Annotated in this window: 16 protein-coding genes and 1 tRNA gene; 9 read left to right on the top strand and 8 right to left on the bottom strand. The window is 69.1% G+C overall.

The genetic code is table 11. The features are described from left to right. The coding region (locus tag AC1DXV_RS22030; RefSeq protein WP_477935534.1) for an NADPH-dependent FMN reductase at nucleotides 1-345 on the bottom strand (345 nt) is incomplete at its 3' end. A 325-nt stretch (nucleotides 346-670) separates the two neighbouring features. Here AC1DXV_RS22030 and AC1DXV_RS22035 point away from each other — a divergent pair. Together AC1DXV_RS22035 and AC1DXV_RS22040 are read left to right on the top strand one after the other, a co-directional pair. Continuing rightward, nucleotides 671-1087 (top strand): hypothetical protein, encoded by a 417-nt coding sequence (locus tag AC1DXV_RS22035; RefSeq protein WP_477864770.1) that lies wholly within the window; start codon nucleotides 671-673, stop codon nucleotides 1085-1087. 211 nt (nucleotides 1088-1298) lie between these two features. Then, nucleotides 1299-2882 carry a methyl-accepting chemotaxis protein gene (locus AC1DXV_RS22040; protein WP_477935536.1) on the top strand — a complete coding sequence of 528 codons (1584 nt, stop codon included), beginning with the start codon at nucleotides 1299-1301 and terminating at the stop codon, nucleotides 2880-2882. 75 nt (nucleotides 2883-2957) lie between these two features. Here the strand turns inward: AC1DXV_RS22040 and AC1DXV_RS22045 are convergent. From AC1DXV_RS22045 to AC1DXV_RS22070, 6 genes are all read right to left on the bottom strand, one after another. Next, a tRNA-Thr gene (locus AC1DXV_RS22045) sits at nucleotides 2958-3033 on the bottom strand. A 26-nt stretch (nucleotides 3034-3059) separates the two neighbouring features. After that, nucleotides 3060-4097: a class 1 fructose-bisphosphatase gene (locus tag AC1DXV_RS22050; RefSeq protein ID WP_477864772.1), complete on the bottom strand. Its 1038-nt coding sequence runs from the start codon at nucleotides 4095-4097 to the stop codon at nucleotides 3060-3062. Continuing rightward, nucleotides 4094-6793 carry an aminopeptidase N gene (gene pepN / locus AC1DXV_RS22055; protein ID WP_477935538.1) on the bottom strand — a complete coding sequence of 900 codons (2700 nt, stop codon included), beginning with the start codon at nucleotides 6791-6793 and terminating at the stop codon, nucleotides 4094-4096. Before pepN ends, AC1DXV_RS22050 begins: the two co-directional genes overlap by 4 nt. Nucleotides 6794-6808: 15 nt before the next feature. Beyond that, nucleotides 6809-7471 carry an HAD family hydrolase gene (locus AC1DXV_RS22060; RefSeq protein ID WP_477935540.1) on the bottom strand — a complete coding sequence of 221 codons (663 nt, stop codon included), beginning with the start codon at nucleotides 7469-7471 and terminating at the stop codon, nucleotides 6809-6811. Next, nucleotides 7471-8575 (bottom strand): peptide chain release factor 2 gene (gene prfB / locus AC1DXV_RS22065; protein WP_477935542.1). Its coding sequence is split into 2 segments (ribosomal slippage): nucleotides 7471-8493 and nucleotides 8495-8575, totalling 1104 coding nucleotides; the frame shifts between segments, so codons are not numbered across the junction. The genes AC1DXV_RS22060 and prfB overlap by 1 nt, the downstream gene beginning before the upstream one ends. 77 nt (nucleotides 8576-8652) lie before the next feature. Beyond that, nucleotides 8653-9594 (bottom strand): alpha/beta fold hydrolase, encoded by a 942-nt coding sequence (locus AC1DXV_RS22070; protein ID WP_477870766.1) that lies wholly within the window; start codon nucleotides 9592-9594, stop codon nucleotides 8653-8655. 117 nt (nucleotides 9595-9711) lie between these two features. On the opposite strand from AC1DXV_RS22070, the gene AC1DXV_RS22075 reads away from it, so the two are divergent. The 7 genes from AC1DXV_RS22075 to AC1DXV_RS22105 all read left to right on the top strand — a co-directional run bounded on the left by AC1DXV_RS22075 (nucleotide 9712) and on the right by AC1DXV_RS22105 (nucleotide 14338). Further along, entirely contained in the window at nucleotides 9712-9957 is a 246-nt protein-coding gene (locus tag AC1DXV_RS22075) for a hypothetical protein (RefSeq protein ID WP_477870768.1), read from the top strand. 114 nt (nucleotides 9958-10071) lie between these two features. Further along, nucleotides 10072-10647 (top strand): hypothetical protein, encoded by a 576-nt coding sequence (locus AC1DXV_RS22080; protein ID WP_477935544.1) that lies wholly within the window; start codon nucleotides 10072-10074, stop codon nucleotides 10645-10647. Continuing rightward, nucleotides 10644-12818, top strand: a complete 2175-nt coding sequence (locus AC1DXV_RS22085; protein WP_477935546.1) for a toll/interleukin-1 receptor domain-containing protein — start codon at nucleotides 10644-10646, stop codon at nucleotides 12816-12818. The genes AC1DXV_RS22080 and AC1DXV_RS22085 overlap by 4 nt, the downstream gene beginning before the upstream one ends. Next, nucleotides 12815-13186, top strand: a complete 372-nt coding sequence (locus AC1DXV_RS22090) for a hypothetical protein (RefSeq protein ID WP_477871017.1) — start codon at nucleotides 12815-12817, stop codon at nucleotides 13184-13186. Before AC1DXV_RS22085 ends, AC1DXV_RS22090 begins: the two co-directional genes overlap by 4 nt. 100 nt (nucleotides 13187-13286) lie before the next feature. Next, the gene (locus AC1DXV_RS22095) at nucleotides 13287-13655 is read left to right on the top strand and encodes a hypothetical protein (protein ID WP_477871015.1); all 369 of its coding nucleotides are present in this window, start codon (nucleotides 13287-13289) and stop codon (nucleotides 13653-13655) included. A 78-nt stretch (nucleotides 13656-13733) separates the two neighbouring features. Then, nucleotides 13734-14024 (top strand): YlcI/YnfO family protein, encoded by a 291-nt coding sequence (locus AC1DXV_RS22100; RefSeq protein WP_477871013.1) that lies wholly within the window; start codon nucleotides 13734-13736, stop codon nucleotides 14022-14024. Further along, nucleotides 14021-14338, top strand: a complete 318-nt coding sequence (locus tag AC1DXV_RS22105; RefSeq protein ID WP_477935548.1) for a type II toxin-antitoxin system RelE/ParE family toxin — start codon at nucleotides 14021-14023, stop codon at nucleotides 14336-14338. The genes AC1DXV_RS22100 and AC1DXV_RS22105 overlap by 4 nt, the downstream gene beginning before the upstream one ends. A 12-nt stretch (nucleotides 14339-14350) precedes the next feature. Here AC1DXV_RS22105 and AC1DXV_RS22110 read toward each other — a convergent pair. Continuing rightward, on the bottom strand, nucleotides 14351-14912 hold a 562-nt coding region (locus AC1DXV_RS22110; protein WP_477935550.1), incomplete at its 5' end, for a hypothetical protein.

The raw sequence follows: 14912 nt of genomic DNA on the forward strand, positions 1-14912 counted from the left end.
GCTCACCACCGCGGCCGGCTTGCCCGACCAGACGCTCTTGCCGTAGGGGCGGGAGCCGACGTCGATCGCGTTCTTCAGCACACCGGGTATCGAGCGGTTGTACTCGGGCGTCGCGAACAGCACCGCATCGGCGCGCGAGACGCGCTCGCGAAAGGCCTTCCAGGCGGCGGGCGGGTCGGCCTCGAGATCCTCGTTGTAGAGCGGCAGTTCGCCGATGCCGACGATCTCGATCTTCAGCGACGGCGGCGCGATCGGCGTGAAGGCGTTCACGAGCGCGCGCGTGAATGACGCGCGCCGCAGGCTGCCGACGATGGCGACGACGTCGAGGGGGGAGGTGCTGCCCATGCGGTGGTCTCCTGGAAGTGATCGGGATGCGAGCCGGAAGACTACCCCGCGCTGCCCCGGCGCGACACCGCCGTGGGGGAGATGTCCAGGACTTCAAGGAGGCCGAGTGGGCGTCATTGTTGCGATCGGGGCAATGATCAATTCACCAAACGCCCATCGATGAATCAAGGGTTAACCACTAGAGTTCACCCCATCGATGCTTTGTCTCCAACCAGATGACCCGTCGAGTTCGAACGAGCCGGACACGCGATGAAGGCGTGGCGACCCGCAAGAAACAAGCTCCATCCAACCTTTCATTGCCACCTTCAAGCTCAAGGAACTCATCATGAACAGCAAGCTTCTCATCGCCGCCTCCCTCGCCCTTGCCGCCGCCCATGGCGCTGCGCTGGCCGAGACCTCGTCATATGCCGAAAGAATGCGCCTGATCGGCCGCACGGCCCAAGCCGGCGAACAAGCCCCGGCGCAAATCGTCGACGGCAGCACCGGCAAGCTGCAGACCGCTGCCGAACAGCGCGCCGCCCACGTCGCCCGCATGGGCCTGATCGGCCGCACGCCGGCCTTCGGCGAAACCTCGGCACCGACGGTCACGGGCGACACCTTCGCCGGCAGCGCGCAGCAGCAGTTCGAACAGCGCATGAAGCTGATCGGCCGCTCGGTCAGCCAGGGCGAACTGGCCGGCTACAACGCCGAGGCGACCAACCAGCTGAGCGCCCAGCGCGCCGCTTCGCGTTCGGCCCAGTGAGCGTGGCGGCCTGAAGGCCGCTGCCGGAAGGGAAACTCCCTACGCCCCGTGTCGGTACATGCCGCACGGGGCGTTCCGCATGGGCAGAGCGGGTGTGCAACCCTGTGCAATACGGGACGTTTGTCTGCTTCATGGCGGTTCATCCGTCGTCGATATCGCCTTCAGTGCGCTGGTAGTGGCCTCCCGCCGCAGCGTCCTCAGGATGACCACGATGAATTTCCTCGGCAACTTCACGATCGGCAAACGGCTCGGCGCCGGCTTCCTGATCACGATCATGGTGGCGGTCGCGATGGCGCTGGCCGCCCGGCAGCAGATGGCGACGATCAGCCAGCAGGTCGGCGACCTGACGCGCGACGAGATGGACAAGGTGGTCCAGCTGTCGCACATGAAGGACAACCAGAACGTGATCGCACGCGGTGTGCGCAACATCGTGCTGTTGTCGGACAAGACGGTCATGCAGGCCGAGAGGAAGCGCATCGAGGAGATGCGCGCGAAGAATGCCGAGATCGTCGCCGGGCTCGAAGCCACGGTGCGCAGCGCCTCGACGCGCGAGCTGCTGAAGGCGGTGTCGCAGACCTTGCCACCGTACGAGCAGGCGATCGACAAGGCGATCGCGCTCGGCTTTGCCGACGACGATGCCGCGGCGACCAAGAGCCTGCTGGCCGATGTGCGGCCGATGCAGAACGCCTACTTCAAGGCCGTGGATGCGCTGGTCGAGGCGCAGCAGCAGGAGATGCGCCAGGTGGCGAGCGACATCCAGGCGGCGGCCCGCGCCGACAGCCTGCTGATGCTCGGCCTGGCCGGCCTGGCCGCGGCGTTCGGCGCGCTGATCGCCTGGGCCGTCACGCGCTCGATCGTGCGCCCGCTGAAGCAGGCCGCGGTGCTCGCCGACCAGGTCAGCGAGGGCGACCTGAGCACGACGCTGAAGATCGACTCGCACGATGAAACCGGCCACCTGCTGCGGGCGCTGCAGCGCATGCGCGACAGCCTGGTGCAGATCGTCGGCAGCGTGCGCGGCAACGCCGAGAGCGTCGCCACCGCCAGCTCGCAGATCGCGCAGGGCAACCTCGACCTGAGCCAGCGCACCGAAGAGCAGGCAAGCGCGCTGCAGCAGACCGCCGCGACGATGGAAGAGCTGAACGCGACGGTGCGCAGCAATGCCGACAACGCGCGCCAGGCCAACCAGCTGGCGCTGGTCGCCTCCGGCGCGGCGACCGACGGCGGCGCGGCGGTGGGCCGGGTGGTCGACACGATGCGCGGCATCCAGGCGTCGTCGAAGAAGATCGTCGACATCATCGGCGTGATCGACGGCATCGCGTTCCAGACCAACATCCTGGCGCTGAATGCCGCGGTGGAAGCGGCGCGGGCCGGCGAGCAGGGCCGCGGCTTCGCGGTGGTGGCCGSCGAGGTGCGYRCGCTSGCGCAGCGCAGCGCGGCGGCSGCSAAGGAGATCAAGGCGCTGATCGGCCACAGCGTCGCGCAGGTCGAGCAGGGCACGACGCTGGTCGATCACGCCGGGCAGTCGATGCAGCAGATCGTCACCGCGATCCAGCGCGTCAGCGACATCGTGGCCGAGATCAGCGAAGCGGCGGTCGAGCAGAGCTCGGGCGTGTCGCAGGTCGGCGAGGCGGTCTCGCAGATGGACCAGGCGACGCAGCAGAACGCKGCGCTGGTCGAAGAGGGCGCGGCGGCCGCCGAGAGCCTGAGGCAGCAGGCGCGGATGCTGGTGGACGCGGTCGCGGTGTTCAAGCTGAGCGGCGGAGCAGCCGCCGCCGTTGCCGCGCTACCCGCCTGACATCAACAACGCGCAGGCAACAAAAAAGCCGCTGTGAAGCGGCTTTTTTGTTCCGGCCCCGGGGGCTGGAGATCTTGGTGCCGGTGAGAAGAGTCGAACTCCCGACCTTCGCATTACGAATGCGCTGCTCTACCAACTGAGCTACACCGGCGTGAAGCCAATGAGTATAGCGCGGCTTCAGCCGTTTTCGCGGTGATAAGCCGTGATGCGCTCAACTTCGTTCTTCGAACCCAGGATCACGCTGACGCGTTCGTGCAACGCGGTGGGCTGCAGGTCGAGGATGCGCTGGCCTGCGTTGGTCGCCGCGCCGCCGGCCTGCTCGACGATGAAGGCCATCGGGTTGGCCTCGTACATCAGCCGCAGCTTGCCGGCCTTCTTCGGTTCGCGCTGGTCCCATGGGTACATGAACACGCCGCCGCGCGTCAGGATGCGGTGCACGTCGGCCACCATGCTGGCGATCCAGCGCATGTTGAAGTCCTTGCCGCGCGGGCCGGTGCTGCCGGCCAGGCATTCCTCCACATAGCGCTGCATCGGCGGCGCCCAGTGCCGCAGGTTGCTCATGTTGACCGCGAATTCCTTCGTGTCTTCCGGGATCTTCGCGCCATCCTGCGTCAGCAGCCAGGCGCCTTCCTCGCGGTCGAGCGTGAAGATCGCGACGCCGTCGCCCACCGTCAGCACCAGCATCGTCTGCGGGCCGTACACGCAGTAGCCGGCCGCCACCTGCTGCGTCCCAGGCTGCAGGAAATCGGCTTCGCTGACGCCTACGCCGGTGCCCACGCTGCTCTCCGGCTTCTTCAGCACCGAGAAGATCGTGCCGATGCTGACGTTCACGTCGATGTTGCTCGAGCCGTCGAGCGGGTCGAACAGCAGCAGGTACTCGCCCTGCGGGAAGCGGTTGGGCACCACGTAGATGCCTTCCATCTCCTCGCTGGCCATCGCCGCGAGGTGGCCGCCCCATTCGTTGGCCTCGATCAGCACCTCGTTGGCGATGATGTCGAGCTTCTTCTGCATCTCGCCCTGCACGTTCTCGGTCTCGGCGCTGCCGAGCACGCCGCCGAGCGCGCCCTTGTTGACGCTGATGCTGATGCGCTTGCAGGCGCGTGCCACCACCTCGATCAGCAGGCGCAGCTGGGCCGGAATGTTGCCGTGGCTGCGCTGCTGCTCGATCAGGTACTGCGTCAGGCTGATGCGTTTCGGGGTCAGGCGCTGCGTCATGCCGCGACCTCGCCGGATTGCAGCGCCCGGCCGACGATCTCGCGCACGTCGTTCGACAGGTCGGCCTTGGCCGCGACGCGCTTCAGCGCCTCGCCCGCCGCGGTGCGGTAGGGCTCGGCCAGGTTGCTCCAGCGGTCCATCACGCGGGCGACGCGCGCGGCGAGCTGCGGGTTCAGGCTGTCGAGCTCGATCATGCGGTCGGCCCAGAACACGTAGCCGGCCGCATCGCGGCGGTGGAAGGCGGCCGGGTTCAGCATGCACAGCGCGCTGATCAGGCTGCGCGCGCGGTTCGGGTTCTTCAGCGAGAAGTCCGGGTGCTGCAGCAGCTGCTTGGCGCGCGTGAACACGCGGCCGTCCTTCTCCGGTGCGCCGGCCTGCAGCGCGAACCACTTGTCGATGACCAGCGGCTCGCCCTTGAAGATCTCATGGAAGCGTTGCAGCGCCGGCTCGGCCAGCTCGGCATGCGCGTGCACCAGCGCGGCCAGCGCGCCCATCCGGTCGGTCATGTTGCCGGCGTCCTTGAAGCGCTGGTAGGCGCGGCCCGGCCACACGGCGTCGCCGTGGCGGGTGGCATCCAGGCACAGCATCGCCAGCGCCAGGTTGGCCAGCGCACGCTTGCCGGCCGACACCGGGTCGGGCGAGTAGCCGCCGCGCACCTGGTGGGCCTCGAACGCCCACTGCCAGTCGTCGCGCAGGGCCTGCGCGAGCTGCAGCTTCATCGATTCGCGCGCCGCATGGATGCGCTGCGGGTCGACCACGTTCAGCTGCTCGGCGACGTAGGTCTCGCTCGGCAGCGTCAGCGCGAGTTCCTTGAAGGCGGCATCGAGCTCCGGATGGCGCAGCACCGCGCGCATCGCCTCGATGAAGGCGGCATCCAGCGGCTGCTGCGGCTGCTCGCTCGCCACCGCCGCCAGCAGGCGGTTCAGCGCCAGGCGCTGGCCGGCTTCCCAGCGGTTGAACGGGTCGCTGTCGTGCTTCAGCAGCACCAGCAGGTCGTCGTCGGACAGGTGGTCGATCAGCACCACTGGCGCCGAGAAACCGCGCAGCAGCGACGGCACCGGCTCCACGTCGACGTTGACGAAGGTGAAGAAGCTGCGCGATTCGTGCAGCACCAGCACGCGCTCGGTGCCGCCGGCCRCCGGCTCGTCTTCGAGCTGCAGCGCGAGCGGCTGCCCGTCGCGGCCGATCAGCCCCATCGCGACCGGGATCACGTACGACTCCTTCACCGCCTGCCCCGGCGACGCCGGGCAGCTCTGCTCGATGCCCAGCGTGTAGGTGCGGGTCGGCGCGTCGTAGCGGCCGCGTGCGTTGACGCGCGGCGTGCCGGCCTGGCTGTACCAGCGCTTGAACTGCGGCAGGTGCTTCGCGAGCTCGCTGTCGGGGTTGGCGTCGGCGATGGCCTGCGCGAAGTCGTCGCAGGTCACGGCCTGGCCGTCGTGGCGCGCGAAGTACAGCGTGATGCCGCGCGCGAAGCCGTCGCGGCCGACCAGCGTCTGCATCATCCGCACCACCTCCGAGCCCTTCTCGTAGATCGTCGCGGTGTAGAAGTTGTTGATCTCGACGTAGCTGTCCGGGCGCACCGGGTGGGCCATCGAGCCGGCGTCTTCGGGGAACTGCATCTGGCGCAGCTGGCGCACGTCCTCGATGCGCTTGACGGCGCGGGCCGTGGGGCTGCCGGCCATGTCCATGCTGAATTCCTGGTCGCGGAAGACCGTCAGGCCTTCCTTCAGGCTCAGCTGGAACCAGTCGCGGCAGGTGATGCGGTTGCCSGWCCAGTTGTGGAAGTACTCGTGGCCGACCACGCTCTCGATGCCGGCGTAGTCGACATCGGTGGCGGTGGCCGGGTTGGCGAGAACGAACTTCGTGTTGAAGATGTTCAGGCCCTTGTTCTCCATCGCACCCATGTTGAAGTCGCCGACCGCGACGATCATGAAGCGCTCCAGGTCGAGCGGCAGCTTGAAGCGGGCCTCGTCCCAGACCACGCTCGCGATCAGCGAGTTCATCGCATGCTCGGTCTTCTCGAGGTCGCCGCGGCGCACGTACACCTGCAGCAGGTGGTCCTTGCCCGAGCGGGTGCGCACGTTCTGCTCGCGCGCCACCAGGTCGGCCGCGACCAGCGCGAACAGGTAGCTCGGCTTCGGGAACGGGTCGTGCCACTTCGCGAAGTGCCGGCCGTTGTCGAGCTCGCCCTGTTGCACCAGGTTGCCGTTCGACAGCAGCACCGGGTAGGCCTTCTTGCTGGCCTTCAGCGTCACGGTGTAGACCGCCATCACGTCCGGGCGGTCGAGGAAGTAGGCGATGCGGCGGAAGCCTTCGGCTTCGCACTGCGTGAAGAAGCCGCCGCCCGAGGTGTACAGGCCCGACAGCTGCGTGTTCTTCTCGGGCGCGCAGGTGTTGCGGATCTCGAGCGTGAACTCGCCGGCCGGCACGTCCGACAGGCTGTCGATCACCAGCATGCCGTCTTCATGGCGGAACGACACCGATTCGCCGTTGACCAGCACGCGCGTCAGCGTCAGGTCTTCGCCGTGCAGGCGCAGCGGCTGCGGCGGCAGCGCGGTGTTGCGCTCCATCGTCATGCGGTTGATGACCAGCGTCTTCGCCGGGTCGAGGTCGAACGTCAGGTCGACGGTGCGGATCCAGAACGCCGGGGCGGTGTAGTCCTCGCGGCGGATCAGCGGTGCAGTGCCTTCACGCATGGTGTTCTTCTTTCGTCAGGGCTGATGGATCGGAAGGGTGAGTCGGACATCGAGCAGGTCGGGCACGACGGCGACGACGTTGTCGAAGCCGGCGAAGGCGGCGGCCGCCATCGTCGTGGTCAGCGCGACGGCCTTCATGCCGGCGCGCCGCGCGGCCTCGACGCCGAGCGGCGCATCCTCGAAGACCAGGCACTCGGCCGGGCTCACGCCGAGGCGCTTCGCGGCCTCGAGGAAGATGTCCGGGTGCGGCTTGCCGCGCAGGCCATCGGCCGGGCTCACGGTGGTCTGCACCTTGTCGCCGATGCCGAAGCGCCCATAGGCGAGCGCGATGTTCTGCGGCGTCGACGCGGTGCACACCGCGAGCTTCAGGCCGAGGCCGGCCGCGCGGTCGAGCAGCTCGTGCGTGCCGGCGATCAGCCCGAGCCGGGTGGCGGCGATGTCGCGGTAGATCGCCTCCTTCTCGGCGCCGAACGCAGCGTAGTCGTCGGCGCTGCGGCCGGGCAGCAGGTCGGTGAAGATCTCGACGTTGCTGCGCCCGGCCGTCTCCAGGAAGAAGCGCTCGGCGTCGATCGTCAGCTCGCGCCGGCGGTGCCACTCGACCCAGGCGTCGTGGTGGTGCGGCATGCTGTCGATCAGCGTGCCGTCCAGGTCGAAGAGCAGGGCCTTCAGCTGCGTCATCAGATGCCCTGTTTCAGGCTGGCGGTGATGAACTGGTCGAGGTCGCCGTCCAGCACCTTCTGGGTGTTGGAGATCTCCACGTTGGTGCGCAGGTCCTTGATGCGGCTCTGGTCGAGCACGTAGCTGCGGATCTGGTGGCCCCAGCCGACGTCGGTCTTGGTGTCTTCCAGCTTCTGCTGCTCTTCCATGCGCTTGCGCATCTCATGGTCGTACAGGCGCGAGCGCAGCCGCTTCCAGGCCACGTCGCGGTTGCTGTGCTGGCTGCGGCCGTCCTGGCACTGCACGACGATGCCGGTCGGGATGTGCGTGAGGCGCACCGCCGAATCGGTCTTGTTGATGTGCTGGCCGCCGGCGCCGCTCGCGCGGAAGGTGTCGGTGCGCACGTCGGACGGGTTGATGTCGATCTCGATCGTGTCGTCGACCTCGGGGTAGACGAACACGCTGGCGAAGCTGGTGTGGCGGCCGCCGGCGGAATCGAACGGGCTCTTGCGCACCAGGCGGTGCACGCCGGTCTCGGTGCGCAGCAGGCCGAACGCGTAGTCGCCCTCGACCTTGATGGTGGCGCTCTTGATGCCGGCGATTTCGCCGTCGGACTGGTCCTCGACCGTCGCCTTGAAATCCTTGCGCTCGGCGTACTTCAGGTACTGGCGCAGCAGCATGCCGGCCCAGTCGCAGGCCTCGGTGCCGCCGGCGCCGGCCTGGATGTCGAGGAAGCAGTTGAGCGGGTCGGCCGGGTTGTTGAACATGCGGCGGAACTCGAGCCCGTCGACGATCTCGGCCAGCTTGGCGGTCTCGGCCTCGATGGCCTGCAGGCCGTCGGTGTCGCCCTCGGCCTTCGACATCTCGTACAGCTCGGAGTTGTCGGCCAGGTTGCCGGTGAGGTGGTCGATGGTCTCGACGACCTGCTCGAGCGAGCGCTTCTCGCGGCCCAGCTCCTGTGCGCGCTTCGGTTCGTCCCAGACCTTGGGGTTCTCGAGCGCGGCGTTGACCTCGTTCAGTCGCAGTGCTTTGCGATCGTAGTCAAAGATACCCCCGGAGGCCGACCGTGCGCTGGGTCAGGTCGGCCAGGGTGTTGCCGATGGCATTGATGTGTTCGACGTCCATGGTGCAGTTCCCGTGTGTGTTTTGTGAATCGCGGGATTTTCGCACGCACCGCATGCCCGCACGGGCAGGGCGGCCGGTCAGGCCTGGAGGAAACGCGCCAGATGGGCGGCGAGCGCCTCGGGCTGGTCGTGGTGCAGCATGTGCCCGGCCGGCGACAGCACCTGGCGCTCGACCCGCGGCACCTGCGCCAGGCGGGCGTCGAAGTCGCTGCGCGGGTAGCGGTCGCCCCACCATTTCGAGACATCGGTGCGGTCGCCCTCGACCCACAGCAGCGGTGCGGCGATGCGCTGCCAGCAGGCCAGCACCTCGTCCTTCTGGTACAGCGCCGGGTTGGCGCGCTTGTGGGCCGGGTCGCCGAGGATGTGCCAGCGGCCGTCCTCGGCCTGGCGCGACCAGTGGCCGGCCAGCCAGGCCGCGCGGTCCTCGCGCAGCAGCGGGTTGGTCTTGCGCAGCCGCTCGGCGACCGCCTGCAGGCTGTCGTAGGGGCGCAGTTCCACCGGCTGCTTCAGTTCGTCCAACCACTGCAGGTAGCGCTTGGGTGCCTGCGCCGGCCGCGTGGCCGGCAGGCCGAAGCCTTCCAGGTTGACGAGCCGGCGGATGCGCTCGGGCCGCACGCCGGCATAGACCATCGCGACGTTGCCGCCCATGCTGTGGCCGAGCAGGTCGATCGGCTCGCCGGGGGCGGCCACGGAATCGGCCAGAGAGTCGAGCAGCGCATCGAGATCGCCGAGGTAGTCGGGGAACCAGTAGCAGTCGGCACCGCCCGGCGCGCTCAGGCCGAAGCCGCGCCAGTCCGGTGCGACCACGTGGCGCCCCTCGCCCTCGATCGCCGCCAGCGCATCGACGGCGAACTGGAACGATGCGCCGACGTCCATCCAGCCGTGCAGCATCACGAGCGTCGGCCGCTCGGCGGTGGCCAGGGCCGCGTCGCCCCATTCGTGCAGGTGGTAGCGCAGGCCGCGCAGGTCGACGAAGCGGCTGCGGCCGGGGCGCCGCGGGAGATACGGTGTGGACGACATGACGCCCGATGTTAGGAGTTCGCGCGCCGGCCGGCTGTCCGGCCAGGGACAGCGCCTTCAGGAGAATTCAGCCGCGCTTCAGGACGGCGAGCCGGTGCACCGCCGACCATGCGGACCATGAAATCGACGCGCCCGACCTCTTTCCTGCACACGCCCCAGCTGCGCTTCGCCGCGGCCGTTCTCGGGGTCGCGGCGCTGTTCGCGGGTTTTCATGCACTCGCCACGCCGGCGCCACTCGTGATTTCCTGCGCACTTCCGACCGCTGCCGGCATGGCGCGCACCGTGCAGTCATCCGGCACGGGGTCATCGCGCCCTATGCTCGGGGGCGAGGCCATGTCCGCCGTGAAGGAAAAACTGGACTGACCTGTGCTGTTCTGCAGTAGCGACGTGAGGGAGCCCGAGGGAGTCGTGATGCCGGCGCCGTGCCACCCGCGGCGGCCGGCGAGGGGCCTGCACGTCGGTGTCACGGGGCATCGATTGAATCGCATTTCACAACACCAGCTGGACCTGATCACGCCGCAGATCGAGCCGCTGCTTGCCCACCTGGCGAGCGCATCGCGCTGCATCGAGCCGGTGCTGCTGTCCAACCTGGCCGAGGGCAGCGACCGCCACCTCGCGCGGCTCGGCCTGCGGGTGGGCTACACGCTGCACGCGGTGCTGCCGCGCCCGCGCGACGAGTACGCGAGCGGCTTCCGCAACAGCGCGTCGCGCCGCGAGTACCGCGCGCTGCTGGGCGATGCGGCGCGCATCACCGAGCTGCGTGGGCCGCTGGGCGTTGCCGGGCGCAGCTACCTGCGCGCCGGCCATGCGCTGCTGGACCAGGCCGACGTGCTGCTCGCGCTGTGGGACGGCGCACCGTCGCGCGGCACCGGCGGCACGGCTGACGTGGTCGACGAAGCCTTCCGCCGCCGCATCCCGGTGCTGCACCTGTCGACCCGGCCGCGCCAGCGCCCGCGGCTGCTGTGGCCGCGTGCCGGCGGCCCGGTGGAGCAGCGCTGCGACCGGCGCGGCCTCGATGCGATGCTGGCGCACCTGAGGGACGCGCGGCGATGAGCGCCGTGGACACGCCGGCCCGCTCGACGACAGATCCTTCGCCCCGGTACTGGGCGTTCATCAGCTACAGCCACCACGACAAGGCCGTGGCGCGCGGGCTGCAGCGGCAACTGGAGACGTACCGCGTGCCGCGCCGGCTGGTCGGCCGCGCGACGCCGCACGGGCCGGTGCCGGCGCGCCTGTCGCCGCTGTTCCGCGACCGCGACGAGCTGAACGCCGGTGCCGACCTGAAGGCGAGCGTGCAGGAGGCGCTCGCGGCCAGCCGCTGGCTGATCGTCGTCTGCTCGCCGGATGCGGCGCGCTCGCCGTGGGTCAACCGCGAGATCATCGAGTTCAAGCGCCTGCACGGCGAGGGCCGCGTGCTGGCGCTGATCGCGTCGGGCGAACCGTTCGCGAGCCACACGCCGGGCCGCGAGGCGAGCGAGTGCTTCCCGCCCGCGCTGCGCTTTGCGCTGACGGCCGACGGGCAGGCCGCGGGCGAACCGCTGGAGCCGATCGCCGCCGACCAGCGCGCCGAAGGCGACGGCCCGCGCCGCGCGGCGCTGAAGCTGCTGGCCGGCATGATCGGCGTCGGCTTCGACGACCTGGTGCAGCGCGACACGCAGCGCCGGCTGCGCTGGCTCGCGGGAATCGCATCGGCCTCGGCCGTCGGCGTCGTCGTGTTCGCGCTGCTGGCCGTGCTGGCGGTGCGCGCGCGCAACGAGGCGCAGCACCAGCGCGCGCAGGCCGAGGGGCTGATCGAGTTCATGCTCGGCGACCTGCGCAAGAAGCTCGAGCCGGTGGGCCGGCTGGAGGTGCTGGATTCGGTGGGCGAGAAGGCGCTCGCGTACTACGCCTCCCAGGAAGCCGACCGGTTGGATGCGACGGCGCTCGGCCATCGCTCGCGTGCGATGCACCTGATCGGCGAGATCCGCGACCTGCGCGGCAACCCGGCCGAGGCGCAGGCCGCGTTCGAGCAGGCGGCCGCGACCACGCAGCGGCTGGTCGCGCAGATGCCGAACGACGGGCAGCGCATCTTCGACCATGCGCAGAGCATGTTCTGGGTCGGTTACGCGGCGTGGAAGCGTGCCGACGGCAGGACGGCCGAGGCCAACTTCCGCAGCTACCTCGAACTGAGCGAGCGCCTGACGAAGCTGGACCCGTCGAACGTCGACTGGCAGGCCGAAGCGGCCTTCGCATACGTCAACCTCGGTGCGGTGCAGCTGGGCACCGAGCGGCCGGCCGAAGCGATCGCGTCGCTCGAGGCCGCGGGCACCGTGCTGAAGCGGCTGCTGCCGCAGCGCGCCGAACTGGGTTTCGAGCTGGCGCAGAACCACGGCTTCCTGTCGAGCGCGCACGAGCAGCTCGGCCAGTACGAGGCGGCGCTGAAGGACACGCAGCAGCAGCTGGCGCTGTTCCGCGCGATGCCGGGCGGTGCCAAGAACAAGGTGGCGCAGCGCGGCATCGTCAGTGCGCTGAACACGATCAGCCGCCACCAGCTCGACATGGGCGACCCGTTCGCGGCGCAGGCCAGCGGACGCGACAGCCTGGCGATCGCCGAGCGGCTGGTCGACGAAGACCCGACCAACCTGTTCTGGCGCGGCGACGCCTGTTTCGCGCGGCTGCGCATGGTGGAGGTCGATCGCGCGATGGGGCGCACCGCCGAGGCCGCCGCCGGACTCGCGGCCGCCATCGAATGCGCCCGGGGACTCGACGGCGTCAGCCCGGCGTCGCCGCGCTATTCGGTCGACCTGAAGGGGCGTGCGCTCGCGTACTCGGCCGTGCTCGCGCCGGTGGACCGGCCGGCGCTGGTGTCGCAGCTCGCCGCGTACCTGGCCGTGTCGTCGTCGGTGGTCGCGAAGGACACGCTGGGCCGCGTGAACCTGACGGTGGTGATGGCGAATGCCGCCGAGACACTGGGCAACCTGCAGGCCGATGGCGACCCCGCCGCGGCGCGCGAGGCCTGGGCCCGCGCTGCCGAACTGCTGCAGCCCTTCGCCGGCCTGAACGACGGCTCGGTGCTGACCACGCTGGCGCGCGTGCGCCTTCGCCTCGGCGATCGCGAGGCGGCCCGGCAGGTCGTCGACCGCATCCAGCGCACCTCTTACCGACACCCCGCTTATCTCGATCTCGTCAACCAGCTGGACGCCGCGCGGGGCGGCAACAGCGCCAAAGGAAAGAAAACATCATGAGCATTCCCATCACGGTCCACGTCTTTGCCTATGTGGTCAAGGACGAACAGAACCAGGATGTGCTCCGAACCACCGTGAGTCCTGAAGTGCTGAATCTCCAGCAGAACACGGCGAGCGGGCCGGTCACGATCCATTTCCAGATCGAATCGGAGAACTACTGTTTCCAGCAGCCGGTCGGTGTCGAGTTCGTCTCGCCGGGCGCTGCAGACCAGTTCAGCGACCCGGTGTACGGCTCCGATCTCAGATCCGCCGAGGTGGTCAACGGGAACTCCGATGGGGGTGCCTATGCGTACCGGGTGTACGTGACCGACACGCTGGGGCGTTTGAGGGCATCGGTCGATCCCGTCGTGCAGAACGACACCCGCTGAACGCCACCCGCTGAACTCGCCGACACCCCGCCTGTCTCGATCTCGTCAACCCGCTGGACGCCGCCCGGGGCGGCAACAGCGCCAAAGGAAAGAAAACACCATGAGTACCATCATTCCGGTCAGCGTCTTCGCCTTCCTGGTCAAGGACCAGAACGGCAACGACCTGCTCCAGACCCGCGTGAGCCCGGAGATCGTGGACCTGCCCAGCCTCCCGGTGACCGGGCCTGTCACGATCCGCTTCCAGATCCAGTCGACGGGCTACTTCTTCGACACGGTCGGCATCGCGATCGTGTCGCCGGACCTCGAGAACCAGTTCGGGCCGGTCTGGTACAGCCAGGATCGCACCGCGGCCCAGATCGAGAACCAGAACTACACCGGCCTGGCCTACGCCTACATGGTGTACGTGACGGACATGGCCAAGCGCCTGAAGGCGTCGGTCGACCCGGTCGTGCAGAACGACACCCGCTGATCGACCGCCGCCGCTGCCTGCGGGGCCAAGGCGTCGAAGAGGATTTCGATGTGGCGCAAATGAATTACATTGGCGGCCATGAAGTCCTCCACCATTCCAGCCGTCCGTGTCGAACCCGAGTTGCGTGAGCAACTGGAGCGGGTGCTGCAGAGCGGAGAAAGCCTGTCCCAGTTCGTCGAAGCTTCCGTGCGTGAAGGCGTCAACCGCCGCCTCGCGCAAGCGGAGTTCGTCGCACGCGGGCTGGCCTCCCTGGAGTCTGCGAAGCGCGACGGCCGGTTCGTGAGTGCGGACGAGGTCATCGGCGGGCTCGAGAAGAAGCTGGCCGGCGCGCGGGCCCGCCGGGCGGCGCAGGGGCGTTCGAAGCGATGAACTTTCGCGTTCTGTTGACGCGCGAGGCGCAGCAGGACCTCGACCGGCTCTACGACTTTCTGATCCAGCGCGAACTCGCACGCGAGGATGGTGACCTGAGCTTGGCAGAAGAAGCCCTCGGGGCGATCGCCGGGGGATTGCGGGCACTGGAGCGGTTTCCGTTCACCTGCCGAAAGGCCGCTGCCAGCCCTTTCCTGCGTGAACTGGTGATCGCTTGCGGCCGCACCGGCTACGTCGCGTTGTTCGAGATCATCGACGGCGAAACCGTCGTGGTCGCGGCCGTCCGCCATCAGCGAGAGGACGACTTTCACTGAGGCACCGGGGCCTCAGGCGGCCCGGGTTGCGTCCCACAGCGCCACGATGTCCGCCTCGTTGAGCCGGGCGCCGGCGCTTGTCGACAGATCGAGCGCGGCGGCGGGCAGCGAGCCGATCAGTTGTTGCACCCGATCCCGTCGCAGCGCCGGCAATGTCGCCCGGGGCGCATCGCGACGCCGCCAGGCCGCGTCCGACCATCCCGCGAGTTCGGCCGCCGTCGGCAGGTCGCCTCGGCAGGCGGCCAGCCAGGCGAGGGCGTCGGCCACCTGCCACAGCAGGTCGCAATCGGCCGCCAGCCGCAGCATCTCGTGCGACAGCGCGAACGCCTCGTCGATCGAACCCCGCTCCAGCAGCGCATGCATCAGGCTGAGCTGCGCCGTGCACAGCGTCGCCGGCGCGCGTTTGCCGCGCAGCGAATCGACCAGCTGGTGCCCGAGGTACACCGCCTCGTCGACCTCGCCCATCGCCAGTGCCAGGTCGGCCAGGTGCGAGCGGGCGCGCAAGGCGCCGCGCTCGTCGCCGGCCGCGAGCCGCAGGCCGAGTTCGACCTCGCGGGCCGCCCGGCTGTCGGCC

Source organism: Rhizobacter sp. P3_C12, assembly GCF_056402735.1.

Bases quoted from the DNA above. Each gene is read 5' to 3' on its own strand.
- AC1DXV_RS22060 (WP_477935540.1), bottom strand. From the start codon at position 7,471: ATGACGCAGCTGAAGGCCCTGCTCTTCGACCTGGACGGCACGCTGATC.
- AC1DXV_RS22085 (WP_477935546.1), top strand. From the start codon at position 10,644: ATGAGCGCCGTGGACACGCCGGCCCGCTCGACGACAGATCCTTCGCCC.
- AC1DXV_RS22105 (WP_477935548.1), top strand. From the start codon at position 14,021: ATGAACTTTCGCGTTCTGTTGACGCGCGAGGCGCAGCAGGACCTCGAC.
- AC1DXV_RS22035 (WP_477864770.1), top strand. From the start codon at position 671: ATGAACAGCAAGCTTCTCATCGCCGCCTCCCTCGCCCTTGCCGCCGCC.
- AC1DXV_RS22075 (WP_477870768.1), top strand. From the start codon at position 9,712: ATGAAATCGACGCGCCCGACCTCTTTCCTGCACACGCCCCAGCTGCGC.
- AC1DXV_RS22100 (WP_477871013.1), top strand. From the start codon at position 13,734: ATGAAGTCCTCCACCATTCCAGCCGTCCGTGTCGAACCCGAGTTGCGT.
- AC1DXV_RS22095 (WP_477871015.1), top strand. From the start codon at position 13,287: ATGAGTACCATCATTCCGGTCAGCGTCTTCGCCTTCCTGGTCAAGGAC.
- AC1DXV_RS22090 (WP_477871017.1), top strand. From the start codon at position 12,815: ATGAGCATTCCCATCACGGTCCACGTCTTTGCCTATGTGGTCAAGGAC.
- AC1DXV_RS22070 (WP_477870766.1), bottom strand. From the start codon at position 9,594: ATGTCGTCCACACCGTATCTCCCGCGGCGCCCCGGCCGCAGCCGCTTC.
- AC1DXV_RS22050 (WP_477864772.1), bottom strand. From the start codon at position 4,097: ATGACGCAGCGCCTGACCCCGAAACGCATCAGCCTGACGCAGTACCTG.